Here is a 25,444-nt window from a genome sequence, read left to right as displayed (position 1 = left end):
GGTTCCGGCAGAGGGCGAAAGCAGATCGTTATGATTCCCGGGCGCGCGGATTCTTCGTCCGCCTTAATCGATCGTTCATTCTGTTCGTCAAGGCCTCTTCAACCGTTCCCGCCTAGAGTTTAACGAGTATGGCGCGGGAGAAATCCGGGAGCGTCGACAGGAGTTTATCAATGCGTCGATTATTGGCACGATTTGTCGACGATGAATGCGGTGCTACCGCCATCGAATATTGCATCATTGCCGCCGGCATCAGCATCGTGATCGTCAGCGCCGTCAGCGGCATCGGCACCGCGCTCAGCGGGAAATTCACCGACGTCAGCACCTCGATCAAGTAGCGGCAAGGCCGCGCAGACATCATGCTAGAGCTGCTATTTGGCTCAACCTTGATGACCTGGGGGCCGCCAATCCTGGCCTACGTGCAAAAATCCGTGGCGCGTGGTTCTCCGCGATATTGGTCGCAGTCCTGCTGATCGATTGGATGGTCAACGACCGGTCGTCTGGCAGTAGCGATGGCGGGCTGGACTTTGGCAGCGGGGACGGGGACGGCGGCGGGGATTGAAACCGGCACTATTTGTCTTTCCCGTCCGCATTGAGCGCCCGCATGACAGCGATCCGCGCGAACATCAGCCAGCCGCTGCCGGTCTCCGCCGCATTGATCAGATTCTCGACCGCGACCTGCCAGTGCGCCTCGTGCTGCACTTTTTCCGGCAATGCCATGACGTAGTCGGCGGCCTGCTGCAGCGTTGCGAGCTTGCGCCCGCCGTGAAGCGGTATCGGATCATCGAACGGGGTCGACCACGGCATCGCGCGCTAGATGATGCTATCGCACTCCTTGCCCAATCATCCGGCCTTTTTGGTCCGGGCGGCTGATCGCACCGGCTTCTCCGCCTTCTTCGGCGCTTCCTTTGCCGTCTCCTTGGCTGCGCGCTTGCCGTCGCCGCTGATCGGCAACAGCATCTCGCGCTGGCCGGCGGCAGCCTTCTTCGGCTTCTTGCCCTTGGTTTTGGCGGGGGCAGGGGCGGCCTGCTTTTCGCTGGCGAGGCTGCGCTTGAGCGCATCCATCAGGTTGATGACGTTGCCGGAGCTCTTCGGCGCCGCCTTTGCCTTGGTGCTTAGCCCGTTGCGCTTCTGATTGATCAAGTCGATCAGCGCCTGCTCGTAGCGGTCCTCGAACTGCTCGGGTTCGAACGATCCAGACTTCTGCTCGACGATATGCCTTGCCAGATCAAGCATATCCTTGGTGATCTTCACATCCTGGATATCGTCGAAATATTCCGTCTCGTTGCGCACCTCGTAGGGGTAGCGCAGCAGCGTTCCCATCAGCCCCTTGTCGAGCGGCTCCAGCGCGATGATGTGCTCGCGGTTGGTCAGCACCACGCGGCCGATCGCGACCTTGTCCATGCTGCGGATGGTTTCGCGGATCACCGCGAATGCGTCGTGGCCGACCTTGCCGTCCGGCACGAGATAATAGGGCCGGATCAGATAGCGGCCGTCGATATCGGATTTCGGAACGAATTCGTCGATCTCGATGGTGCGGGTCGATTCCAGCGCGATGTCGTCGAGTTCGTCCTTCGACACTTCGATGTAGGTATCGGTGTCGATCTTGTAGCCCTTCATGATGTCGTCGTTGGCGACTTCCTCGCCGGTCTCGGCGTCGACCTTGGCGTATTTGATCCGGTGGCCGGTCTTGCGGTTGATCTGGTTGAAGGAAACCTTCTCGGTGTCCGACGTCGCCGGATACAGGGCGACCGGACAGGTCACGAGCGAAAGGCGTAGAAAACCCTTCCAATTGGCGCGGGGGGCCATGGGCTACTCCGAAAAAACGCAACAGACGACCGGAAAGAATACCATCGGATGATCCCGTCTCAAACATGCCCGGGGAGGGAATCTCGGAACGGCGTTAACTGTCCGGCCTGATGCCGCACTGCGACGTTTTGGACGCTGCTGCCGCGTGGCACGGCCCGAAGGGCCGGAACATCACTTCAGATCATGCGTTGCTTTAACCGGCGGTGTCGAAGCATTCGCTGGCATTACAGGCACTTACTCGAAGAGGTCCCCATGGCAACGCAGCGACATGGCCAGATCGTTGAAACCCCGACGGAGGCGCGCCAGGCCGAACCCGGCCCGTCGGTGCTCGCGCTCCTAACCGTTTCGACCGGGCTCGCGATTCTGATCCTGGGCATCGTCTGGTTCGTATTCTTCCGCACGTGAGCGACTGACCGGGCAACGCGTTCGGACTTGCCCCGCCTCCTGCGGAGGGGGAAGCGTGGGCCCTTGGGGCAGTCAATTGGTCATGCTAGGCGTTCGCTTGCGGCCAAGCCCGGCCGCGGAATGCCTGATGACGAAAAAGTAACATTGCACCGTGCGCCCTGTTCATGGCCCGTTCACGCCGGTTAGCCTCATCTTGAGATCTGATATCGTAGGGCTCACTTTTGGAGGCCAGCTTGCGCCTGCTCGTTGTTGAGGACGATCCGGATCTCAACCGTCAGCTTACGACGGCTTTGACGGATGCCGGTTATGTGGTCGATCGCGCGTTCGACGGTGAGGAGGGGCATTTCCTCGGTGACAGCGAACCTTATGACGCCGTCGTGCTCGACATCGGGCTGCCCAAGATGGACGGGATCTCGGTCCTGGAGGCGTGGCGCCGCGGCGGCCGCGCGATGCCGGTCCTGATCCTCACCGCGCGCGACCGCTGGAGCGACAAGGTGCAGGGTTTTGACGCCGGCGCCGACGACTATGTCGCCAAGCCGTTCCACCTGGAAGAGGTGCTGGCGCGAATTCGCGCGCTGTTGCGCCGCTCCGCCGGTCACGCCCAGTCGGAACTGACTTGCGGTCCGGTGTCGCTGGATACGCGCACCGGCCGGGTCAGCGTCTCCGGCAATCCGATCAAGATGACCTCGCACGAATATCGCCTGCTGGCCTACCTGATGCATCACACCGGGCGTGTGGTGTCGCGCACCGAACTGGTCGAGCATCTCTACGATCAGGACTTCGATCGCGACTCCAACACCATCGAAGTATTCGTCGGCCGTATCCGCAAGAAGCTCGACGTCGACATCATCCAGACCGTGCGTGGGCTCGGCTATCTGCTGACGCCGCCGTCGCCCGGAACCTGATGAGCCTTGCTCTTTTATTCGAGCATGATCTTATCCGAAGGCCAGTCGCCATCCGCAGGATTGGAGCCTGGGGATACGCTTTTCGGGATCTTGCTCTGATGCGCGGAAGTTCGCTCGCCACGCGGTTGTTCCTGTCGGCGACCGCGTGGGTGGTCGTGATCCTGGTCATAACAGGCGTGATCCTGTCGTCGGTCTATCGGAACGCGACCGAGCGCGCCTTCGACCGCCGCCTCAACCTTTACCTCCGCACCCTGATCGCTGAAGTCGCAACGCCGGACGAACCGCCCGACAACCAGTTTCAGTCGCTCGGCGAGCCGCTGTTCGAACTGCCCTTGTCCGGCTGGTACTGGCAGATCGTCCGTACCGACGAGAAGGCCGAGACGCGGGCGTCGCGTTCGCTGTGGGACAAGAAGCTGCCCAAGCTCGAGGAGATCGGCGCCGAACTGACGCCCGCCGGCATCCGCCTCGGTTACATCGACGGTCCCGAGGGCCAGAGTCTGCGGGTCGTCGAGCGGCCGGTCGACCTCGGCGCCGACGGCAAATTCCTGGTCAGCGTCGCCGGCGACGCGTCCGAGATTTTCGACGAAATCCGCGCCTTCGACTATTATCTCGGCGGCACCTTCGCAGCGCTCGGGATCGTGCTGCTGCTGACCACGATCTTCCAGGTCCGCTTCGGGCTGGCGCCGCTCAAGCGCATTTCGGAATCGATCGCCGACATCCGCTCCGGCCGCGCCGAACGGCTGGAAGGCGAGTTTCCCGTCGAGATCGCGCCTCTGGCGCGCGAGACCAACGCGCTGATCGACGCCAACCGCGAGATCGTCGAGCGCGCGCGTACCCATGTCGGCAATCTCGCCCACGCCATCAAGACGCCGCTCTCCGTCATCGTCAACGAGGCTTCCGCCCACGCGGTAGATCCCTTTGCCAGCAAGGTCTTGGAGCAGGCCGATGTGATGCGGGATCAGGTGGCGCATCATCTGGAACGGGCGCGCATCGCCGCGCGCGTCACCATCGTCGGTACCGTCACCGAGGTCGCGCCCGCCATCGAGGCGCTGCGGCGGACCATGGAAAAGATCCATTGGGATCGCGGTATCACGATCGCGGCGAAGGCTGATCCCTTGGCCAAGTTCCGCGGCGAGCGCCAGGACCTCGAGGAGATGGCCGGCAATCTGGTCGACAATGCCTGCAAATGGGCGGCCTCGCAGGTCTTCATCGAGGTGAAGGTGGAGCCGCCACTGGAGCCCCGTGCCGGACCGCGGCTCCGGATCATCGTCGATGACGACGGCCGCGGATTGTCCGCCGCCGAGCGCGCTCAGGTGTCCCGGCGCGGCCAGCGGCTCGACGAGTCCAAGCCAGGGTCCGGGCTTGGGCTTTCGATCGTGGTCGATCTCGCCGCTCTCTATGGCGGTAGCCTGGTCCTGGGCGATGCCCCGATCGGCGGGTTGCGGGCGGAACTGGTACTGCCAGGGGTCTGAACGCCTCGCCCGGCTGATTACCTGGGGTTGAGGGGGCGGTATCCGGCAATGCCCGGGGTGGATTTCGCTATTCCTAACGACTTCTTAACGCGCACCCTTCTAAGATTGGCGGCGGGCGCGCTTTGCCGTCCACATGACACACGCATATCCACACCAGGCGAATGAGTCAGACATCGACCGAGCGGCTGAGGGACTATCTCGCGCAGCTCCCGCCCCAATCGCAGGCGCTGCTGATGCGGGAGTTCGAGCGCGCCATTGAGCGCGGGGAAGACATAGCCGTCGCCAATTTCGTGCTCGAGCAACTCCGCAAGGTCGTGCGCGGCACCGAGGAAGACGACGATGCGCGTCCGCGGACCGACGATCCGGCGCGGCTGCTGTTCCGTCCGCTGGAGCCGTTTCTTGTCGAAAGCAACTTTCCGGTGCGACCCGGCCAGGTCCGGCGTGCATCGCTGCTGCCGGTCTGGCAATGGCTGGGCCGCGACGGGGCGCCCGATGCGGCGCGCGCATTCGAGACTGCGCTCGCCGAGATCAGGCAGAGCGGTAGCGATGCCGGCCTCGAAGGCGCGACCCGCAAGTTCCAGCTCGCCGCAGCCGAAGCGATCGTCAAGACGGCCACGCCGGTCTCGGGCGACGACAGGCATCGGGCGCTCGCCCGTATTGGCCCGCCCAATGTCGTCGAGGATTTATTGTCGATCGGAGGCGTGCTGCGGGCGCGAGAGGCACTGGAGACGCTCGGCAGCCGGATGCCGGGCCAGATGCGGGTATTCTCCGAAGCCCAGATTGCGTCGGTAGGCGCGGCGCTCAACGTTCCCTCGTTGCAGACGCCGCAATTGCTGCCGTTCGCGCTGTCGCTGATCATGCAGCGGCTGGCGCAGCCGTGGCAGATCATCCGTCTCGCGATCAAGATGGCGGCATCCGACGACGAGATTCGCGTGGCCGCCACGCCCTACGGCATCGCCGTCACGATCGCGTTGCACGATCTCTCGTTCCTTACGGCCTGCCTGCGCACGGACATCAGGCGCAGCCATTTCGACAATGTCGGCGAGCAACTTAAATCCCTGCACGATGGCGTGCGAGGGCTGCGCACCGAACTCGATCTGCGCAACGACTCCGCATGGGGCCGCCAGCTCACGTCGATCCGCGCCGATATTTCCAATTCGCTGCAGTCGGAGATCGAGAGCGTGCCCGGCCGGGTCCGCCGCATTCTGCGCCAGCGCGCCGACAAGGATATCGCTGCCGCGCCCAAGATCGACGCCTCGGAAGTCGAAGAGATCGCCGCCCTGATCGACTTCGTGGCGGTGTGCCGCACCTATGCCAGCGAACTCGCCATCAACGAGGTGACCTTGCGGACCTATTCCGACCTGCAGCATTACGTCGAGCGATCCACCGAGAGCCTGGTACAGGCGCTGCGCGGCGGCGACACCAAGGCGCGCGCCTACCGCCAGATGCAGGCCCAGGCGGCGATCCGCTTCTGCGAAATCCTGTTCGGCCATGATTATGCGTCGCTGATGAGCCGGGCGGCCGAAAATGCCGTGACCGGCGAGCGCAAGACGACCAGGGCGAGCTAGGCCCCCGCGCATTCACCCAATCCCGCCGACCGGGTCGCCCGAGAGCCTCCTGTCCGGGTATTTTTCTGCCGCAATTGTCAATTGCCGGGCTTGCCGCCGGTAGTGTAAAGCGGCGCATCGGCGGCACTTATTCTCATTCTAAAAGTGCCGTTTCGCCCAGGAACTGCTTGATGACGCTGTGGTTTGTGTTCGCGCTGATGACGGTCGCGGCGATCTTTGCCGTGCTCTGGCCGTTGAGCCGCAGTTCTTCTGCGCAGCCCGGTGGCAGTGAGGCTGTGGTTTACAGGGATCAACTCGCCGAAATCGATCGCGATGTCGCTGCGGGTCTGATCGGCGTATCTGAGGCCGAGGCCGCGCGTGTCGAAATCGGCCGCCGCCTGCTCGCCGCCGCGGAGGGCCAGCGCGACCTGCCGGCGCGATCGAACCTCAGTTTGCGCCGCGCTTCCGCGATCGTGGCGCTGGTAGGATTGCCGATCGCGGCGGTGACGTTCTACCTCGCGTTCGGATCGCCGTGGCTCGGTGATTTTCCGCTGGCCTCGCGCACGCGCACCGCGGACGTCAACCAGCCGCTCGACAACATGGTGGCGCAGGTCGAGGCGCATCTCGAAAAAAATCCGGCAGACGGCCGCGGCTGGACCGTGCTGGCGCCGGTGCTGGCGCGTCTCGGCCGTTACGAGGATGCGGTCCGGGCCTATCGCAACGCCATCACCTATGCCGGTGACGGCGCGGAGCGCCGCTCCGATCTCGGCGAAGCCCTTGCGGGCGCGGCGGGCGGCGTCGTCACGGCGGAGGCCAAGGCCGAATTCGAACGCGCGGTGGCGCAAAGCGCCGATGAGCCCAAGGCCAATTATTTCCTCGGGCTCGCCGCCGAACAGGACGGCCGCCAGGCCGATGCCGCCGCGATCTGGCGCGGCATGCTTGCCAAGGCGTCGGCCGACGCGCCGTGGCGCCCGCTGATCGAGGCGGCGCTGACGAGGGTCGGCGATCCGGCCGCGCCTGCGCTTTCCAACGACGCGGTGGCCGCCGCCAAGGACATGAGCGAGGCCGACCGCGGCGCGATGATCCGCGGCATGGTCGATCGGCTCGCGACGCGGCTGAAGCAGGATGGCGACGATGTCGAGGGATGGTTGCGGCTGGTGCGGGCCTATATGGTGATGGGGGAGCGCGACAAGGCGGTGAGCGCGCTGACTGACGCGCGACAGGCGGTCGCCAACGATGCCGAACGCTTGCGCCAGCTCAATGAAGGCCTGAAAAATCTCGGGCTTGATGGATAGGGCAGGATGCCGGAACCCAAGGGCGAAGACAGAGGATATTCATGACGCGCAAGCAACGGCGTTTGACCATGATTGGCGGTTCGCTCACGGTGCTCGCAATTGCCGCGGCGCTGGTCCTGAACGCGATGCGCGATTCCATCGTGTTCTTTTCCACGCCGACGATGGCGGCCGAGAAGCAGATCCCGCCCGGCCAGCGGTTCCGCCTCGGCGGCCTGGTGCAGCCGGGATCGCTGGTGCGCGGCGACAATCTCGCCGTCAATTTCAGCGTCGCCGATGGCAGCGCCACGGTTCCGGTCGCCTACAAGGGAATTTTGCCGGACCTGTTCCGTGAAGGGCAGGGCGTCGTCACCGAAGGCGCGCTGGATGCCTCCGGCGTCTTCAGGGCCGATACCGTGCTCGCCAAGCATGACGAGACCTATATGCCCAAGGATGTCGCCGACGCCCTGAAGAAGCAGGGGCACTGGAAGGACGATTACGGCGCCAAGCCCGGCGCTGCGGCCGCGGCCGCGCCGGTCCAGGGGGCTTCGAAGTGATCGCGGAAGCCGGGCATTACGCGCTGGTGCTGGCGCTCGGGCTGGCACTGATCCAGTCCACCGTGCCCTTGCTAGGCGCTCGCTGGGGCGATCATGCCTTGATGAATGTCGCGCGCTCCACCGCGCTGGCGCAATTGCTGTTCGTGGCGGCGTCGTTCACAGCGCTGACGATGCTGCACGTCGTATCGGATTTCTCCGTCGCCAACGTGTTCGAGAACTCGCACTCGATGAAGCCGCTGCTCTACAAGATCACCGGCGTGTGGGGCAATCACGAAGGGTCGATGCTGCTGTGGGTGTTGATCCTGGCGCTGTTCGGCGGCCTGGTCGCCGCTTTCGGCAACAATTTGCCGCTGTCGCTGCGCGCTCATGTGCTGGCGGTGCAGGGCTGGGTCGCGGCCGCGTTCTATCTGTTCATCCTGGTCACCTCGAATCCATTTTTGCGCATCGCAAGCCCGCCGATCGAGGGCCGCGATCTCAACCCGGTGCTGCAGGACATCGGGCTGGCCGTGCATCCGCCGATGCTCTATCTCGGCTATGTCGGGTTCTCGATCTCGTTCTCGTTTGCGGTGGCCGCGCTGATCGAAGGCCGCATCGATGCCGCCTGGGCGCGCTGGGTGCGGCCGTGGACGCTGGTGGCGTGGATCTTCCTCACGCTCGGCATCGCGATGGGGTCGTACTGGGCCTATTACGAGCTCGGCTGGGGCGGCTGGTGGTTCTGGGATCCGGTCGAGAATGCTTCCCTGATGCCCTGGCTCGCCGGCACGGCGCTGCTGCATTCCGCGGTCGTGATGGAAAAGCGCAACGCGCTGAAGGTCTGGACCATCCTGCTGTCGATCCTGACCTTCTCGCTATCGCTGCTCGGCACCTTCCTGGTGCGCTCGGGCGTCCTAACCTCGGTGCATGCGTTCGCGACCGATCCGGCGCGAGGCGTGTTCATCCTGTTGATCCTCTGCCTTTTCATCGGCGGAAGTCTGTCGCTGTTCGCCTGGCGGGCGTCTTCGTTGAAGCAGGGCGGACTATTCGCGCCGATCTCGCGCGAAGGCGCGCTGGTGCTCAACAACCTGCTTATCACCGTGGCCTGCTGGACGGTGCTTCTCGGGACGCTGTATCCGATGGTGCATGAAGTCCTGACCGGCAACAAGGTGTCGGTCGGCGCACCCTATTTCAACCTCACCTTCGGTCCGCTGTGTCTCGGCTTGATGCTCGCCGTGCCATTCGGGCCGCTCTTGGCGTGGAAGCGCGGTGATCTGCTCGGTGCGGCGCAACGGTTGACGGCGGCGGGCATCGCAGCACTGATCGCAATCGCCGTGCTGTGGGCATGGACGTGGGGTGGAGCCACGTTTGCGCCGCTCGTGATCGGGCTTGCCGTCTTCGTCGTCGCTGGCGCCATGACCGATCTCGCCGAACGCATGGCCCTGTTCCGTGTTCCCTTGGGCGTGGCGATGGCCCGTGCACGCGGGTTGCCGCGGTCGACCTGGGGCTCGGCGTTCGCCCATGCCGGCGTCGGCATCGCCCTGATCGGGATCGTCTGCGAGACCACCTGGAATAGCGAATATATCGGCTCGATGAAGCCGAACGATGTCGCCAAGGTCGCCGGCTATCAGTTGAAGCTCGATGGCGTCACGCAGCGGCAGGGGCCGAATTTCCGCGAGATGATCGCCCAGTTCGCGGTCACGCTCGACGGCGATGAGCTGCGCGTGATGACGCCCTCGAAGCGCAACTTCACCACGCGTAACTCCTCGACCACCGAGGCCGCGCTGCTGACCCGCGGCGCCAGCCAGCTCTATATTTCGCTCGGCGACACCAATGCCGACGGCGCCATCGCCGTTCGCATCTATCACAAGCCGCTGGTGCTTTTGATCTGGTGGGGACCGGTGTTGATGGCGTTCGGCGGCCTGCTGTCGCTCTCGGACCGGCGGCTGCGCGTCGGCGCGCCGAAGCCTGCCAAGGCCGCCCGCGCGTTGCAGCCGGCGGAGTGAGCCATTGAGGAAGCTTCTCGCCAGCGTATTTGTCGTCGCCATGATGGCCGGATGCCCGGCCGCCTACGCGGTGCAACCCGACGAGATCATGGCCGACCCGGCCAAGGAAGCGCGGGCGCGTGACCTGTCGCGCGAGTTGCGCTGCATGGTGTGCCAGAACCAGTCGATCGACGATTCCGACGCACCGCTGGCACGCGACCTGCGGCTCCTGGTGCGCGAGCGGATCGCGACCGGTGAGAGCGACAGCCAGGTGATCGATTTCCTGGTGGCGCGCTACGGCGAGTTCGTGCTGCTGAAGCCGCGCTTCACGCCGCACACGCTGCTGCTGTGGCTGCTGCCGCCGCTCGCGTTGATCGGAGGCGGTCTGGCGCTCTGGCTCTACAGCCGGCGCCGCGCGAATAATTCCGGCAGCCCGACCGATCCCTCGCGGCGTTTGACGGAAGAGGAAGAGGCGAGGCTGGAGCGCCTGCTCGCAGCCGATACGCCGGACAAGCAGGCCTAAGCCCGCGTCATTGCAAGCGGGTGGGTTTGCGCTATGACTCCCGCAGTTCAGCAATAAACATTGCCCAAGGGAGATCGAACATGGCTCTTTCACTCTACGACGCCACCGTGGCGAACTATCTGCAAACGCTCGGCGCGGTCGGCGGCTTCCTCGAGCGCGGTCTCAAGCATTTTCGCGATAACAACATCGATCCGGAAACACTGGTCGAGGCACGCCTGGCGCAGGACATGCTGCCGTTGCGTTTCCAGATCATTTCCGTCGCCCAGCATTCCCGCGGTGCCATCGAGGGCGTGCAAAGCGGAGAATTCCGCCCGCCCGCGGCCAAGACGCCGTACGATTACGCCGGATTGCAGGGGCTGATCGCGCAAACCCAGGAAGCGCTGTCGGCATGGACGCCGGAAGCCGTCAATGCGCTTGGCGGTCGTGATGTCGTCTTCCATCTCGGCGAGCACAAACTGCCGTTCACGGCGGAGGGTTTTCTGATGTCGTTCTCGCTGCCCAATTTCTATTTCCACGCCACCACCGCCTACGACATCCTGCGCACCAATGGCGTGCCGCTGGGCAAGCGCGATTTCATGGGCCGGCTGAAGATGAAGAGGTGAGCGGCTTCGGCGCGAGGTGGCGCGCCATATCGTGTCCCGCCGGCCGATCTTCTGCCGCGCGCGGAGCGAACGGCGATGCTTTTCCAGCGCGGAGCAGGGCTTGCTGCCCTCTGAAAGCCGTTTTTCGGCCAGCGCTAAGCCATTGATTGCCTGCGTTATTCTGCCGCAGCCATAAGCCTGCGCATTACAAAAGTTTAATTCCCTAGCCAGCGCGCGGTAAGGCGGCAAACCCCATCTTCCGTCCTGTCAGGTGCCCAGCCCCCGCACCGTCGAAATCAGGCTCTGGAGATTTTTGAAACATGACCGAACGTCCCGTCGATCTTTCCCAGCTACCGTCCAACGGCGCGCCGCGCCGTTCGCTGTTCTCCGCGCGCAAGTTCGCGCTGATGGCTTCCGTCGTCGCCGGCCTCGGCGCCGCCGTGTATGGCTTCTCGCCGCAGCAGGGCCCGGTTGATGTCTTCACCAGCGCGGCGCACGCGCAGGTCAACAACGAAGTCCGCAAGGTCGAGCGGCCGATCGGTTTCGCCGACATTGTCGAGCGCGTGAAGCCGTCGGTGATTTCGGTCAAGATCAACATCGCCGAAAAGAGCAGCAAGGACGATAGCGCCAACAAGGACGACGACTCGCCGTTCCAGCCGGGTTCGCCGATGGAGCGCTTCTTCCGCCGCTTCGGCGGTCCGGATGGCCTGCCCCCGGGCCTGCGCGGCGGACCGCGTGGCGGCCGTGGCCCGGTGACCGGCCAGGGTTCCGGCTTCTTCATCTCGCCTGACGGCTTTGCCGTGACCAACAATCACGTGGTCGATGGCGCCGAGAAGGTCGAGATCACGATGGACGACAGCAAGACCTACACTGCGAAGGTGATCGGCACCGATCCGCGCACGGATCTGGCGCTGATCAAGGTCGAGGGCCGCAAGGACTTCCCGTTCGCCAAGCTGTCCGATAGCAAGCCGCGGATCGGCGACTGGGTGCTCGCCGTCGGTAATCCGTTCGGCCTCGGCGGCACCGTGACCGCCGGCATCGTCTCGGCGTCCGGTCGCGACATCGGCAACGGCCCGTATGACGACTTCATCCAGATCGACGCGCCCGTGAACAAGGGCAACTCCGGCGGTCCGGCGTTCGACACCAATGGCGAAGTGATGGGCGTCAACACCGCGATCTATTCACCGTCCGGCGGCAGCGTCGGCATCGCGTTCTCGATCCCCGCTTCGACGGTCAAGAACGTGATCGCCCAGCTCAAGGACAAGGGCTCGGTCAGCCGTGGCTGGATCGGCGTCCAGATCCAGCCGGTGACATCAGACATTGCCGACAGCCTCGGCATGAAGAAGGCGGAAGGCGCACTGGTGGCCGAACCGCAGGCGAATGGTCCGGCGGCCAAGGCTGGCATCCAGTCCGGTGACGTCATCACCGGCGTCAATGGCGAGCCGGTCAAGGATGCCAAGGAACTCGCCCGCACCATCGGCGGCCTCGCGCCGGGCAATGCGGTCAAGCTCAACGTGCTGCAGAAGGGTCAGGACAAGGTCATCAACCTCACGCTCGGCCAGTTGCCGAACACGATTGAGGCCAAGGCCGACACCGACAAGGAAGACAAGGGTGGCCTGAGCAAGGGAACCGGCGTGCCGAAACTCGGCCTCACGGTTGCTCCCGCCAACAGCGTGGCCGGCGCCGGCAGGGAAGGCGTCGTGGTTACCGAGGTCGACCCGAAGAGCGCGGCGGCCGAACGCGGCTTCAAGGAAGGCGACGTCATTCTTGAGGTTGCCGGCAAGAGCGTTACCAGCGCCGGCGAGGTGCGTGATGCGATCGACGCTGCCCGCACCGAGAACAAGAACAGCGTTCTCATGCGCGTGAAGAGCGGCGGTTCGTCGCGCTTCGTCGCGGTGCCGCTGGCGAAGGGCTAAACGAGGACTAGATACACGAGATGGAGGGTTTCGCCGGCATTCGTCGCCCCCGCCGACGTCTCCTTCCGGGGAGCGGGTCTAAAACTCGCTCCCTCTGGCAACCTTCCTGCGGAACACGCCCCCCTCCGTCGGAAGGGCCTAAGGGCGGTGAGGTCCCCCAGCTTCACCGCCCGCTTTTTTCACTTGGGAGCATGATCCGGAAAAGTGGAAACCGATTTTCCGAAAAGATCATGCTCGGACAAGAAGATAGAATGGGATGATTTTTCGAAGAAAAGTCATCCCATTCTTTTGAGGTTGGCCGGTCGCCTTGCATGTGCAGGGCGGCCGCGCCATGGTGAGAGAAAGCCTGTTCCCGTGACCGCAACCGCCCCGCAAATGCGCCTGCTGATCATCGAAGACGATCGCGAGTCCGCCGACTATCTGGTCAAGGCGTTCCGTGAAGTCGGCCATGTCGCCGATCTCGCCAGCGATGGCGAGGAGGGCCTGTCGATGGCCGACGGCGGCGATTACGACGTGCTCGTGGTGGATCGCATGCTGCCCAAGCGCGACGGCCTGTCCGTGATTGGCGCGCTGCGCGAGAAGGGCAACCGCACGCCGGTCCTGATCCTCTCCGCGCTCGGCCAGGTCGACGACCGCATCAAAGGCCTGCGCGCCGGCGGCGACGATTATCTGCCGAAGCCCTATTCATTTGCCGAACTGCAAGCGCGCGTCGAAGTGCTGTCGCGTCGCAATGTCGGCCCGGCCGAAGAGACGACTTACCGCGTCGGCGATCTGGAGCTTGATCGTCTTTCGCATCGGGTCGCGCGCGGCAAGGATGAGTTGACGCTGCAGCCGCGCGAGTTTCGTCTCCTCGAATATCTAATGAAGCATGCCGGCCAGGTGGTGACCCGCACCATGCTTTTGGAAAACGTCTGGGATTATCATTTCGATCCGCAGACCAACGTCATCGATGTGCATATTTCGCGGCTGCGCTCCAAGATCGACAAGGGTTTCGAGCGGCCCTTGCTGCACACGATCCGCGGCGCCGGATACATGATCCGTGACGGCCTTCGGTAAACTGATCCGCACCACGGCGTTCCGGTTGACGCTGGTCTATCTGTTTCTGTTCGCGCTGTTTGCGGCGTCGCTGCTCGGCTATTTCGCCTGGAATACGCGACGGATGATCAACGAGCAGATCACCGCAACGGTGAATGTGGAAACCGCGGAGATCGTCGACATCTACACGCGTCGCGGCTTGCGCGGCCTCGTCTTCACGCTCGAAAACCGGGCGCTGCGGCCGGGGGCCAATCTTTATCTCGTCACCACGCCTGAGGGAAAAGCGATCGGCGGCAATGTCGGTTCGCTGGCGCCGGGCGTGATGGCCTCGATCGGCTGGTCCGAGACCGCCTATCGCCGGCTCGACGAAGGGGACACGGCGCATCACCGCGCGCTGGTGCGCGTCACCGAACTCACCAACGGTTTCCGCCTCTTGGTCGGCCGCGACCTGGAGGAGCGGCGGCGTCTGTTCGGCATCGTCGCCAAAGCCGCGCAATGGTCGCTGCTCGTCGTCATCGTGCTCGGCATCGGCGGCGGCATCTTCGTGGCGCGGCGGGTGCTGCAGCGGATCGACGCTATGACCGGCACCACAAGACGCATCATGGCCGGCGACCTTTCCGGACGCCTGCCGGTTGGGCGCTCCGGCGACGAACTCGATCGCCTCGCGGAAAACCTCAACGCCATGCTGGAGCGCATCGAGACCCTGATGATGGGGCTGAAGGAAGTCTCCGACAACATCGCCCACGACTTGAAGACACCACTGACGCGCATGCGCAACCGCGCCGAAGAGGCGCTGGCGAGTTCCGGCAGCGAGGCCGAATATCGCGCGGCGCTGGAGCGGACCATCGAGGAATCCGACGGCCTGATCCGCACCTTCAACGCGCTCTTGATGATCGCACGCGCCGAGTCCGGGCAGGCGCGCGGCAACATGGATGATTTCGACGCGGCCGACGTCGCCAAGGGCATCCACGAATTGTATGAACCGCTGGCCGAAGACAACGGCATGACCCTGCGCGTCAAGGCCGCGACCGCGCGGCTGCACGGCAACCGTGAGCTGATCAGCCAGGCGCTCGCCAACCTGGTCGAGAACGCTATCAAATACGGCAAGCCGTCGCCGGTAGTGCAGCCGCTGGATCCTGCCGCTGCCGCGCGCACCAGGGAGATCGTGATCGAGGCGCAGCGCGAGGGCGACCACGTGCTGCTCAGCGTCAGCGATCATGGGCCTGGCATTCCCGAAGGGGATCGCAAGCACGCGGTCGAGCGGTTCGTGCGGCTGGAGGCGAGCCGGACGCTGCCGGGTTCCGGCCTCGGTCTCAGCCTGGCGTCTGCGGTGGCGACCTTGCACGGCGGCGAGCTCAGGCTCGGCGATTCGCATCCCGGCCTGACCGCGACGCTGGTCATCCCGGCGCTATCTGCCGCGGGTGACAGGCTTGCGGCTCAAACGCCGGATGTGCCACAGAAGGTGGCATGAATTCCTCCGCCTTGGCCGCGCGGTTCGTGAGCGGGCCGCATATTACCGCCAGCAGCACCGCCGAACAACGCCTGGGAGACTGGCTCGCCGAACTGGAGCCCGCGCAATCGGCTGAGATCGGTGCGTGGCTGGATCATCCGCCGGCCCGGGCCATACTGCTCGGCATCGCCGAGTTCTCGCCATACCTGTTTGACCTGATCCGCACTGATGCCGCGCGGCTGATCCGCCTCCTGGCATGCAACCCGGAACAGCATCTCACCTCATTGATCGAGAAAACCTCGCGCGACGTGCTCGCCGCCGCGGGCGAGGCCGACGTGATGCATCTGCTTCGCCGCATGAAGTCCGAGGCAGCGTTGTTGATCGCGCTGTGCGACATCGGCGGGGTCTGGCCGGTGATGCGGGTGACGGCGGAGCTAACCGACCTGGCGGTAACCTCCGTGCAGACCGCCTTGCGCTTCCTGCTGCGCCAGGAGGTCACGCGCGGCCGCATGACCGCCCTCAATCATGACCGGCCGGAGGAGGGCTCCGGCCTGATCGTGCTCGCCATGGGCAAGATGGGCGCGGGGGAATTGAACTATTCCAGCGATATCGACCTGATCGTGTTTTTCGATCCCGCCGCCACCTCGCTGGTCGCAGACATCGAGCCGGCGCCGTTCTTCGTGCGCGTGACGCAGGCGCTGGCCCGCCTGCTGCAGCAACGCTCCGGCGACGGCTACGTGTTCCGGGTCGATCTGCGCCTGCGGCCCGATCCGGCCTCGACGCAGGTCGCGATTTCGACCGAGGCGGCGTTGCATTATTACGAGCGCGAAGGGCGGACCTGGGAACGCGCCGCGATGATCAAGGCGCGCGTCTGCGCCGGCGACGCCAGGGCAGGCGAGGCGCTGATTGCGGAACTTGCGCCGTTCGTCTGGCGCAAGCACCTGGATTTTGCCGCGCTCGCCGACGTTCACGACATGAAGCGGCAGATGCAGACTTATCGCGGCCAGAACGAGATCGCGGTCGAGGGCCACAACGTCAAGGTTGGCCGCGGCGGCATCCGCGAGATCGAGTTTTTCGCGCAGACGCAACAGCTCATTGCCGGCGGCCGCCACCCGGACTTGCGGGTGCGCCCCACGCTGCACGCGTTGCAGGTCCTGGCCACCAGCAACTGGATTACCTTTCAGGCCTTTGACGAACTAACGGCGGCTTACGAGTTCCTGCGCCGCGTCGAGCACCGGCTGCAGATGATCGCGGACGAGCAGACCCATGCGCTGCCCGAAGATGCCGAGGCCATGGAGCGCTTTGCGAACTTCTTCGGCTATGAGAGCAGAGCGGCCTTTGCCAAGGATCTGCTCGGCCATCTCAACGTCGTGCAGGGACACTACGGCAAGCTGTTCGAGGGCGATCCGGCCGGCTCGGCGAAGCTGCCGCAGCTCAACTACGGTGCGGGGCCAGAGGATGCGCGCCTGCTCGACCATCTGGCGACGCTTGGCTTCAAGAAGCCGGTCGGGGTGGCTGGTACCCTGCAACTCTGGATGCAGGGCAATTATCGCGCACTCCGCAATGAAGCGACCAAGGCCGCCTTCATCGAATTCGTGCCCGGCCTGATCGACGGGCTGGCGCATGCCGAAGATCCTGATGACGCCGTGACCGCGTTCGATCGCTTTCTCGGCGCCTTGCGGCGCGGCGGCCGGCTGATTTCACTCTTGAGGGAGAACCGCGATCTGGTCGCGCTGGTGGCGCTGATCCTGGGTGCGGCGCCGCGGCTCGGTGACATGCTGGCGCGCCAGCCGCAGATCATGGACGGCTTGATCGATCCCCGTTTCTTCGGCGCGATGCCGGACCAGAAGGAACTGTCCGCGCGGCTGGCGGCGACGCTGAAGGACGCCGATTCCTACGAAGACTTTCTCGATCGCCTGCGGCTGTTCGGCCAGGAGAGCCTGTTCCTGATCGGCACGCGCATCCTGTCCGGCACGGTGTCCGCCCAACAGGCCAGCGTCGCCTTTGCCGACGTCGCCGAGGGCATCGTGCACACCGTGCATGGCCTGGTCAGGGATCAGTTCGCCACCCAGTACGGCCGCATCAACGGGCAGGAGACGGCGATCCTCGCGATGGGCCGGCTCGGCAGCCGCGAGATGACGGCGTCTTCCGATCTCGACCTGATCCTGCTGTATGATTTCGACGCTGACAATCCCGATTCCGACGGCGAACGGTCGCTGCACGGCGCGCAATATTTCGCGCGGCTGACCCAGCGGCTGATCTCGGCGTTCACCACGCGGACCAATTACGGCGTGCTCTATGACGTCGACATGCGCCTGCGTCCGTCGGGCCGTGCGGGACCGCTGGCGTCGCGGATCGATTCCTTTGCCGACTACCAGGAACGCGAAGCCTGGACCTGGGAGCACATGGCGCTGACGCGGGCGCGGGTGATTTCGGCTTCACCGGCGTTTCGCGCAAAGATCGAAGGCACCACCCGCAGCGTGCTGACGCGGCCACGCGACGCGGCCTCCACCGCCGGCGACGTCGCCGACATGCGCCGGGCGATTGCGCAGGAAAAGGGCGAGGACGACATCTGGGACCTCAAGCTCGCCGCCGGCGGGCTGGTCGACATCGATTTCATCGCGCAGTATCTGCAGCTCGTTCACGCCTCGGAAAAACCCGAGATCCTTAGCGTCTCCACGCTGCAGGTGCTCGACAATGCCGCGCGCCTCGGCGTGCTGCCGCAGTCCGACGCCGAGATCTTGCGCCAGGCGGCGCGGCTCTACCACGACCTGACGCAGATCTTGCGGCTTTGCGTCACCGGAAAGTTCAATCCGGAGACCTCGGGCGAGAATCTCTTGCGCGTGATGGCGCGCGCCGGTGACACGCCAGATTTCTCGACGCTGGAAGCGCGCGTGCGCGAGACGCAAGGCGAGGTGAGGCGGGTGTTCCTGGCATTGGTGGGCGGCGGTTCTTCCACCTGAAGTGTTCTTGCTTCTTTCCGGATCCGGACGATCGGAACTCCCTATGGCCGCTTTGCATTGTTGCGGGAACAGGAGGCTGGGATGCGCACCGAAATCAACATCTTCGACAAGCCCATTGGCCGTATCAGGAAGACATGCGAACTCATGGGTCTCGGCGCCGATTTCGACCGCAAGCTGCCGGCACTCGAAACCTATCTTGAAGGGCTCGTGGCCGAAGGGGAAACCAGTGAGGACCGCCTGACCGTCAGCGGTCTGACCTTCGTCAAGCAGGTTCCATAGCGATAGCGTGACGGCGTCAGGAAATTTCCTCGGGAAGCTCCCAGGCTGGATCCGGCGCGCAATCCTCTTCCCTGATTTCCTTCACGTGGTAGTGGGCAGGCAGAACCTGTCCACCTGCCTCGTCGGCCACTGGAACGTCAGAAATCAGGCGGGAATCGAGAGCTTGCTTCCAGACGTCTGCCTCGGTCGGAAAGCCCGACCCGATCTGCCTGTCGCCATCGAAAAGTGCGTAAGGCACGAACCTCTCCCAAATTAAAACCCCGCCAGTTATCGCAATAACTGACGGGGCTTTTGAGCTGATATTTCCGGTGGATTTCTCCTTCCTGAGCTATCTGCTCATGCCGTCAACGCGAGAGGGCCGGTCTCGTTCCCGGCTTTTCGGGTCCGGGTGCAAAAATCCGCTCGCGGGGGCCGATAGATGAGATCCATCGCAGACTTGGTTCAGCCAGCGCCATCTGTGCGCGGAATCCGCGCGTTTTGGGAAGTTTGCCCCAATCGCGCGTAACTGTTGCCATTTTTTCCTGTTCTGACGTCGTCCCCTTCAACTCTGCAGCCGGTGGGCCATGCGCAAACTACTATTTGGAATCGCCGTCACAATACCAATTGCTTTTATGTCGCCGGCCACGGCGCTGCCCGGGGGCCATGCGATGATGCATGGTTCTCTGGTCAAGGCTGATCTGATCGAGGTAAAGGGCGGGCACGGCCGCGGGCATGGCTGGGGCCGCGGGCACGGCTATCGTCCGTTTGGTTGGAGCCGCGGCCGGAAGGTCGGCTGGCGCGGGCGTGGCTGCCCGCCCGGTCACTGGAAGAAGGGCTGGTGCTGAAACCGGACGGCCAGCAGCTTTCCCTCTAGGGCGACTACAAGGCCCGCGCCGCGTTGCCCTTGAACAGGATTGGGCCGGTCGGTCGTCCGATGGGGGAGCCGCCTTCAGGCTCCAGCGTGATCTCGAACAGCTGATTTTGCACGGTTTCCGGCAAGGATTCCAAATTCAGCTGCAGTGTCCGCGACTGGCCGGTGAGGCCGATCGATTTCGGGCCGACGGCGCGATCCCACAGCGTCCAGACCTGCAGCGTGCGGCCGGCAGGAACCTCGATCGGGCGCAGCGGAATGAGCTCGACCCGGCCATTCGAAAATGCGTTGACGATGGCCCCGGCCTCTTTGGTCGCGTCATTCACCAGCACGGCGACGTAGACGGGCTTGCTCTGCGCCAGCGCAATCAGGTCGTTGCGAAGGTGACGCGAAGTTGTCAGCGCGCCGATCATGATTACCGCAAACAGCAGCGCGGCGAGAGCACCGCCGATACCGAGGCCGCGCCAGAACCGGATGTTGTCCCACAGCGTGGCGCCGCGCAGCGCGGCGCGTGCGGAGGGCAGGGCGTCGATCGGCGCGATTTTGGTTTCATCCGCGATGCGCTGCCAAAGCGCCGCGCTCGGTGGGGTCTCCTCGGCCGTGAGATCGAGGTCCGCGAGCCGTTCCCGCCACGCGCTGACAGCCTGAGCAAACGATTGGTCGGCTGCGATGCGGCGTTCGGCGGCGGCGTGCTCCGCACCGTCCAGGAGGCCCATCACGTAATCGGCGGCCATGGCGTTGTCGGCGTCGTGCGGGTTCATCCCATGCACTCCTGCAGCGCAAAGAGGCTGCGCCGCACCCAGCTTTTGACCGTGCCGAGCGGAACCTTGAGCCGTCCCGCCAATTCGCCGTGGCTCATGCCGTGAACATAGGCGAGCACCACCACGTCCCGGCGGGGGCGGTCGATCTGCTCGAGACACCGGCGCAGCGCGCTGCTTTCCGGCATCCGCGACAGGGTGGTTTCACAATCGACGTCCTCTACGTTTTCATTTGACGTATCATAGCGATGCTCATCGCGATGAATGCTCAGCGCGCGGTTGCGCACCACCGCGTAGAGCCAGCCGCGCGCGCTGCCGCGGCGTGGATCGAATCCGGCCGCGCCGCGCCAGATCCGGATAAAGGCGTCATGCACCGCCTCTTCCGCGAGGTCCTGCCGGAACAGGATGCGGCGCGCGATGCCGACCATGCGCGGCGCCTCGCTGTCGTAGATCACGCGCAATGCGGTGCGGTCGCCGGCCGCGCATCGCGCCAGGGCGGCGGCAAGCTGCGCCTCGCGCTCCTGATCGCGCAGGTCGGGAGCCTGCAGGCTGGCGGTGATGGTCCCATTTCCGGTCATGTCTATGCCTTTGCATAGCTGTTCTACCTTGAGATGCGGCATTTGGATGCATGTGCCGAAAATTATTTTCAGTGTGCTGCATCCGTTTCACCGTGCCGCCGGTACCCGCTGTGTTGGTCCCGAGAGGATCATTCGAACACAGGGAGCTTTACGATGAATTTTCGCTCAATTTTCGCCGCTTCGGCCGCATTGTTGCTGTCATCCGCAGCCGCCAACGCCGCGCAGGTCGCAGCTCTGATCGGCGGCGACACCATTGCGATGGTCGATACCGCGCAGAAGAAGGCGACGGGGTCCGTCAAGGTCACCGGCATTGCCGGTGCGCTGGTCGGCATCGACGTCCGTCCGGCGGACGGCATGCTTTATGGATTGGTCGACGATGGCAGCATTGTGACCATCGCGATGGACGGTAAGGCCACGATGAAGTCGAAGCTCGACACCATGCTTGCCAAGGGCGTCGCCGCGACGGTGGATTTCAATCCGGTGGCGGACCGCTTGCGCGTGATGGGTGCGGACGGAATGAACCTGCGGGCGAATGTCGATGACGGCAAGGTGACCAAGGACGGCGACCATAAGTTTGCCGACAGCGACATGCACAAGGGCGAAAAGCCGAACATCGTCGCCGGCGCCTATACCAATTCGGTGAAGGGCGCAAAGGAGACGGCGCTGTTCAACATCGATGGCACCATCGGCGGATTGATCAAACAGGCGCCGCCGAATGATGGCGTGCTTGGCGCGATCGGCAAGCTCGGCATCAAGGCGGATGGGGTCGCATTCGACATCTGGTCCGATGGCGCAGGCAAGAACGAAGCCTGGCTGATGGCGGGCGGCACGCTCTACAGCATCGACCTCGCCACCGGAAAAGCGACCGAGGCTGCAAAGATCGCCGGCGTCAGCGGCGCGGTGAAGGATATCGCGATTATGGGAATGTAGGAGTTTCCCACCGCCTTGGACCCTGGCGCACGCTGCGCCAGGGTCTATCCTCAGTCGCATCAGTTGCTTACGCCTTTTTCAGCGCCTCGATTGCGCCGTGGCGTGACGGTCAGCCGCGAGGCCGGCTTATGCCGTCCGTTTTTCGGTGGTCAGATACGCCGACCGCTCTGTCAATAGCGTCAAACAGGGCCTCCGCCTGCAATGGTTTGCGGAGGCTGGCAACTAGCCCTGCCTGATCGCGCAACGCGACGTCAGCATGCGCAGTGATTAGGATTGTCGGAATTTTTATGCCGTTGCTTGCGAGATGCTGCTGAAGCTCCAAGCCGTTCATTTCCGGCATCTGGAGATCGACAATCAGGCAGTCCGGAAGACCGGCCGGCAACGCCGCAAGAAATTCCTCTCCCGATCCATAAGTCCGGGCACGAAAAGCCCGCGAACGCAGCAACCGACTCAAAGCCTTGAGCACGGCCGGATCATCGTCCACAATGGCAATCCATGGGGAAGCTTCCGCCATGGAAGACTATTGCCGCTGCGCCCTACGCCCGTCGAGTTGGCCCTTGGGCCAACAGGTGCGTGTTCCCGGACAGATTGAGCTTCTCGGCCATCCGCACCAGGTCGGCGACAGTTCGGATGCCAAGTTTCTCCATCATCCGGCTGCGGTGGACCTTGATGGTCTTCTCGACCGTACCCAGCTCGCCGGCAATCTGCTTGTTGAGCCGCCCCGCCACGACATGCGTAAGCACTTCGCGTTCGCGTGGGGTCAAGGTCCTTACCTTCGTTCGCACCACGTCCAGTTCGGACTGAAGTCGGCGCAACTCGGCGTCCAAGGCTTCAGCACGGGATAGCGCTTCAAACAAATCCCGGTCCTTTACCGGCTTGGTCAGGAAATCGATCGCCCCGGCTTTCATGGCACGCACGCTGGTGGGAATGTCGCCTTTGCCGGTAACGAACACGACGGGACGATGGGAGCCACCGGCGGTGGTCAACACATCCTGAATCTCCAGACCATCAAGATCAGGCATCGAAACATCGAGTATGGCGCATCCGGGAATCGCCTCGTCATGCTCTTCGAGGAATGCCTGCGGTGAAGAATAGGGCCTGACGTCATAACCCTTGGTGCGGAGCAGTCGCGACAAGGACTTGAGGACTCCGGGGTCATCGTCAACGAGGTAAACCGTGAACACGCCTGTCATACTGAACTGACTGCAGGTTGATGAGCGGGCAACGAAAATCCTGCAACGGCGCCGCCGCCCTCGCCGTTGACAAGGGTCAGCTTTCCCTGATGCGCCTCTATGATCGTCGAACAAAGGGCCAGACCCAGGCCAAGGCCATGGGCCTTGGTGGTGTAGAACGGTTCGAACAGCCGGCCATTTTCCTTGGGACGGATGCCGTGCCCCCGATCCTTCACGAGTACGTTTATCATTCCGGTTTTCGCCCCTCGGGTCGAGATCAGGATAGACCGCTGGGGAATGGGGGTGGAGGCCATGGCATCCATCGCATTCATGACAAGGTTGAGCAGGACTTGCTGCAGCTGCACAGAATCGCCGCGCGTGAAAAACGGATCATGATCCAGATCAAGCCTGAGGCTGATATCGCGGCCGATCAGCTCGCTGTGCAGCAGCCTGACAGTCGATCTGACAAGGTCATTGACGTTGACGCTTTCCGTCTTCCGCTCGCCCTTCTTGAGAAGACCGCGGAGACGGTGGATAACTTCGCCAGCCCGATTATCTTCATGCACAATGTCCTCAAGGGCGTCGCGAATTTCGGCCAGATCCGGGGAATTCTGCTTGAGGAGATGGAGAGCCGCTTGCGCATTTGACAGGATCGCAGTGAGGGGCTGGTTGACCTCGTGCGCAATCGAGCCGGAAAGTTCGCCGAGCACTGACACCCGCATCAGGTGCTCAATTTCCACACGTTGTAGTGCGGTCTCAGCCTCGGCCGATTTCTGGTCGGTGATGTCGACGAAAATGCCCCCCAGTTGCTTTGGCTCGCCCTTGCTCTCCGCATAGGACCGGGCGCGCATGCGGATCCAACGCGTCTCACCGCTGGGCAAGACAATTCGTACGTCGCTGGCCATGGACCGCTCCGTCCTGAAGGACTTCCGAAGCGAACGGCTTGCGGTTTCGAGATCATCCGGATGAACAGCGGCAAGGAATGCCTCGCGGGTGAGAGGTGCATCACCCGGTAGCCCGAACAGCGCCCTGCCATGTTCGGTAACCCACAATTCATCGGTATCCCGGTCAAACTGCCAGAGCCCGATGTTTGCCGCAGCGGCCGCAAACGTCATCCGTTCATCGCTCTCCTTAAGCAGTTCCTCGGCGCGCTGTCTCCTGCGCCGCTGAATCAGCAAGGCACCCAGAATTATTGTTTGCAAGCCGAGGACGAAAAGTGCGGCAAGAACGGTGCCGCGATACTCATCCCAGATCGTCGGCTTTTTGAACAGAACAACAGTGTCGGGCGGGAGGTCTTTCTCCCTTAGATTCCAGCGTTGCATTGCCCGGTAATCGACGCGGTAGTGTTGCGCGGGATTGGTTCGGGGCGCGAGCGTGGCTGTATCCGCGCCCCCCATGATTTCGATCGCCATTTCAGCCGCCGCAACGCCGATCGACTCGAACGTCTCAACAAAGCCGCCGACGGCGCCCCTGCCGACAAACGTATCGTAAGGGCCGTAAACTGGTGCCGGTGACAGCGCGGACAGATCAGTCGCGACCTGCGCCGGGACGAAGGTCCTACCTTCGGGGTCAGCAAAAACCGTCAGAAGGATGACGATCGCATCGTTGGGCACCTTCGACAGCTCAGCGACGAGTTCTGGGTATGGAAGCTCGAACAGGAATGTCGTCTCGAATTTGCCGCCGTGCTCCCCGATCATCTTGCGAGCTAACGGTTGCCAACGGCGATCCGTCTCGCCGCTTCCAGCGATGACAAACAGCCGGCGAGCCTCAGGTTGAAGCCGCTCCGCGAGCGAGAGCGTCTTTGCCAGATCGAAAGCGGTGATGATTCCAGTGATATCCGATGGCGGTCGCAACGCAGCGTAGGTCTGTGGAGAGATGGATGCGAAGACGACCGGAACGTTGGGCAGCATGGCCCGATGCTTCATTACAAACGGTAACGCGCTGCTGCCGAGCGTGATCACTAAATCCGGTGGATGCTTCCCGTATTTGTCGCGAATAAAAGTCGCCGTTCGCAGCGAATGGGCCTCGTCAGTATTTCTACCCAGATCGAGAAACTCCGCATCGATCTCAACTGATTTCGAGTGCTCGACCAGCCGCTTTCGAGCAGCCTCCGCAATCACGCTGGTGGCGGGAAATGAGTAGTTGAAGGCGTGAAGCATAAGAACGCGCGCAGGCTCCGCAGCGCGGGCCTCCCCCGCGAGCAGGAAAAGGAGTCCGATGCTCCACACGACGATGCGCGTCGTAGCCATGTTGAAAAGGCCGCCACTCAAAACGCTACAATTACAAATTCACAAAACGTGAGATTTGCCCGCAGGGCCCAACGTTACCGCCTTGCAACCATACCACGCTTTTGAGGGCGTATAACACCTCGCCCGTCGAGGATTTGTGAGCAAAATCAACAGTGTTTTTCGCCCGACGGAAACAACCGGCCGATGTTCCCGTGACGCAATCCATGCGCGTGGGGGCCGCAAGGTCCGCGCCAGTGATG

25 protein-coding genes are annotated in these 25,444 nt (G+C 63.5%); 17 read left to right on the top strand and 8 right to left on the bottom strand.

Annotated features, from left to right (window positions below):
* Window positions 1–170: 170 nt before the first annotated feature.
* Window positions 171–335, top strand: a complete 165-nt coding sequence (locus IVB22_RS30250) for a Flp family type IVb pilin (RefSeq protein ID WP_247520809.1) — start codon at window positions 171–173, stop codon at window positions 333–335.
* 232 nt (window positions 336–567) lie between these two features.
* On the opposite strand, the gene IVB22_RS30245 is transcribed toward IVB22_RS30250, so the two are convergent.
* Together IVB22_RS30245 and IVB22_RS30240 are read right to left on the bottom strand one after the other, a co-directional pair.
* Entirely contained in the window at window positions 568–804 is a 237-nt protein-coding gene (locus IVB22_RS30245) for a hypothetical protein (RefSeq protein WP_247520808.1), read from the bottom strand.
* A gap of 36 nt (window positions 805–840) precedes the next feature.
* The gene (locus IVB22_RS30240; RefSeq protein ID WP_247520807.1) at window positions 841–1,806 is read right to left on the bottom strand and encodes a Ku protein; all 966 of its coding nucleotides are present in this window, start codon (window positions 1,804–1,806) and stop codon (window positions 841–843) included.
* A gap of 252 nt (window positions 1,807–2,058) precedes the next feature.
* Here IVB22_RS30240 and IVB22_RS30235 point away from each other — a divergent pair, with 252 nt between their 5' ends.
* From IVB22_RS30235 to IVB22_RS30170, 14 genes are all read left to right on the top strand, one after another.
* On the top strand, window positions 2,059–2,211 hold the full coding sequence (locus IVB22_RS30235; RefSeq protein ID WP_247520806.1) for a hypothetical protein: 153 nt from the start codon (window positions 2,059–2,061) through the stop codon (window positions 2,209–2,211).
* Window positions 2,212–2,444: 233 nt separating this feature from the next.
* The gene (locus tag IVB22_RS30230) at window positions 2,445–3,116 is read left to right on the top strand and encodes a response regulator transcription factor (protein ID WP_247520805.1); all 672 of its coding nucleotides are present in this window, start codon (window positions 2,445–2,447) and stop codon (window positions 3,114–3,116) included.
* Window positions 3,117–3,214: 98 nt separating this feature from the next.
* Window positions 3,215–4,588, top strand: coding sequence for a sensor histidine kinase (locus IVB22_RS30225; RefSeq protein WP_247520804.1), 1,374 nt, complete (start codon window positions 3,215–3,217; stop codon window positions 4,586–4,588).
* Between the two features lie 161 nt (window positions 4,589–4,749).
* Window positions 4,750–6,156 (top strand): hypothetical protein, encoded by a 1,407-nt coding sequence (locus tag IVB22_RS30220; protein WP_247520803.1) that lies wholly within the window; start codon window positions 4,750–4,752, stop codon window positions 6,154–6,156.
* A gap of 170 nt (window positions 6,157–6,326) precedes the next feature.
* Window positions 6,327–7,430 carry a c-type cytochrome biogenesis protein CcmI gene (gene ccmI, locus IVB22_RS30215; protein WP_247520802.1) on the top strand — a complete coding sequence of 368 codons (1,104 nt, stop codon included), beginning with the start codon at window positions 6,327–6,329 and terminating at the stop codon, window positions 7,428–7,430.
* A gap of 41 nt (window positions 7,431–7,471) precedes the next feature.
* Window positions 7,472–7,963, top strand: a complete 492-nt coding sequence (gene ccmE, locus IVB22_RS30210) for a cytochrome c maturation protein CcmE (protein WP_247520800.1) — start codon at window positions 7,472–7,474, stop codon at window positions 7,961–7,963.
* A complete protein-coding gene (locus IVB22_RS30205) occupies window positions 7,960–9,942 on the top strand; it encodes a heme lyase CcmF/NrfE family subunit (protein ID WP_247520799.1) in 1,983 nt (660 codons plus the stop codon). The genes ccmE and IVB22_RS30205 overlap by 4 nt, the downstream gene beginning before the upstream one ends.
* A gap of 4 nt (window positions 9,943–9,946) precedes the next feature.
* Complete coding sequence (locus IVB22_RS30200; protein WP_247520798.1) at window positions 9,947–10,444, top strand: cytochrome c-type biogenesis protein; 498 nt, start codon at window positions 9,947–9,949, stop codon at window positions 10,442–10,444.
* An 80-nt stretch (window positions 10,445–10,524) separates the two neighbouring features.
* Entirely contained in the window at window positions 10,525–11,046 is a 522-nt protein-coding gene (locus IVB22_RS30195) for a DUF1993 family protein (RefSeq protein ID WP_247520797.1), read from the top strand.
* Window positions 11,047–11,345: 299 nt separating this feature from the next.
* Window positions 11,346–12,941 (top strand): Do family serine endopeptidase, encoded by a 1,596-nt coding sequence (locus IVB22_RS30190; protein ID WP_247520796.1) that lies wholly within the window; start codon window positions 11,346–11,348, stop codon window positions 12,939–12,941.
* A gap of 375 nt (window positions 12,942–13,316) precedes the next feature.
* A complete protein-coding gene (locus tag IVB22_RS30185) occupies window positions 13,317–13,997 on the top strand; it encodes a response regulator transcription factor (protein ID WP_057848354.1) in 681 nt (226 codons plus the stop codon).
* Window positions 13,981–15,447, top strand: a complete 1,467-nt coding sequence (locus IVB22_RS30180) for an ATP-binding protein (RefSeq protein WP_247520795.1) — start codon at window positions 13,981–13,983, stop codon at window positions 15,445–15,447. The genes IVB22_RS30185 and IVB22_RS30180 overlap by 17 nt, the downstream gene beginning before the upstream one ends.
* Window positions 15,444–18,389 (top strand): bifunctional [glutamine synthetase] adenylyltransferase/[glutamine synthetase]-adenylyl-L-tyrosine phosphorylase, encoded by a 2,946-nt coding sequence (locus IVB22_RS30175; RefSeq protein WP_247520794.1) that lies wholly within the window; start codon window positions 15,444–15,446, stop codon window positions 18,387–18,389. The genes IVB22_RS30180 and IVB22_RS30175 overlap by 4 nt, the downstream gene beginning before the upstream one ends.
* Window positions 18,390–18,470: 81 nt before the next feature.
* The gene (locus tag IVB22_RS30170; RefSeq protein ID WP_247520793.1) at window positions 18,471–18,668 is read left to right on the top strand and encodes a hypothetical protein; all 198 of its coding nucleotides are present in this window, start codon (window positions 18,471–18,473) and stop codon (window positions 18,666–18,668) included.
* A 16-nt stretch (window positions 18,669–18,684) separates the two neighbouring features.
* Here IVB22_RS30170 and IVB22_RS30165 read toward each other — a convergent pair whose 3' ends face one another.
* On the bottom strand, window positions 18,685–18,906 hold the full coding sequence (locus IVB22_RS30165; protein WP_247520792.1) for a hypothetical protein: 222 nt from the start codon (window positions 18,904–18,906) through the stop codon (window positions 18,685–18,687).
* 409 nt (window positions 18,907–19,315) lie between these two features.
* Between IVB22_RS30165 and IVB22_RS30160 the strand changes: the two genes are divergently transcribed.
* Window positions 19,316–19,492 (top strand): hypothetical protein, encoded by a 177-nt coding sequence (locus tag IVB22_RS30160; protein ID WP_247520791.1) that lies wholly within the window; start codon window positions 19,316–19,318, stop codon window positions 19,490–19,492.
* 34 nt (window positions 19,493–19,526) lie between these two features.
* Here IVB22_RS30160 and IVB22_RS30155 read toward each other — a convergent pair whose 3' ends face one another.
* Together IVB22_RS30155 and IVB22_RS30150 are read right to left on the bottom strand one after the other, a co-directional pair.
* On the bottom strand, window positions 19,527–20,279 hold the full coding sequence (locus IVB22_RS30155; RefSeq protein ID WP_247520790.1) for an anti-sigma factor domain-containing protein: 753 nt from the start codon (window positions 20,277–20,279) through the stop codon (window positions 19,527–19,529).
* Window positions 20,276–20,896, bottom strand: a complete 621-nt coding sequence (locus IVB22_RS30150; protein WP_308200479.1) for a sigma-70 family RNA polymerase sigma factor — start codon at window positions 20,894–20,896, stop codon at window positions 20,276–20,278. The genes IVB22_RS30155 and IVB22_RS30150 overlap by 4 nt, the downstream gene beginning before the upstream one ends.
* 111 nt (window positions 20,897–21,007) lie before the next feature.
* On the opposite strand from IVB22_RS30150, the gene IVB22_RS30145 reads away from it, so the two are divergent.
* Entirely contained in the window at window positions 21,008–21,784 is a 777-nt protein-coding gene (locus IVB22_RS30145; protein ID WP_247520789.1) for a DUF4394 domain-containing protein, read from the top strand.
* 109 nt (window positions 21,785–21,893) lie between these two features.
* Here IVB22_RS30145 and IVB22_RS30140 read toward each other — a convergent pair whose 3' ends face one another.
* From IVB22_RS30140 to IVB22_RS30130, 3 genes are read right to left on the bottom strand one after another with little or no spacing between them, the layout of a single operon-like run.
* Entirely contained in the window at window positions 21,894–22,298 is a 405-nt protein-coding gene (locus IVB22_RS30140; protein ID WP_247520788.1) for a response regulator transcription factor, read from the bottom strand.
* A gap of 22 nt (window positions 22,299–22,320) precedes the next feature.
* The gene (locus IVB22_RS30135; RefSeq protein WP_247520787.1) at window positions 22,321–22,977 is read right to left on the bottom strand and encodes a response regulator transcription factor; all 657 of its coding nucleotides are present in this window, start codon (window positions 22,975–22,977) and stop codon (window positions 22,321–22,323) included.
* Entirely contained in the window at window positions 22,974–25,205 is a 2,232-nt protein-coding gene (locus IVB22_RS30130) for an ABC transporter substrate binding protein (protein WP_247520786.1), read from the bottom strand. The genes IVB22_RS30135 and IVB22_RS30130 overlap by 4 nt, the downstream gene beginning before the upstream one ends.
* Between the last annotated feature and the right edge of the window lie 239 nt (window positions 25,206–25,444).

The organism is Bradyrhizobium sp. 190, from assembly GCF_023073415.1.
Classification (GTDB): Bacteria; Pseudomonadota; Alphaproteobacteria; order Rhizobiales; family Xanthobacteraceae; genus Bradyrhizobium.
This window is presented reverse-complemented; position numbering and strand designations above follow the sequence as displayed.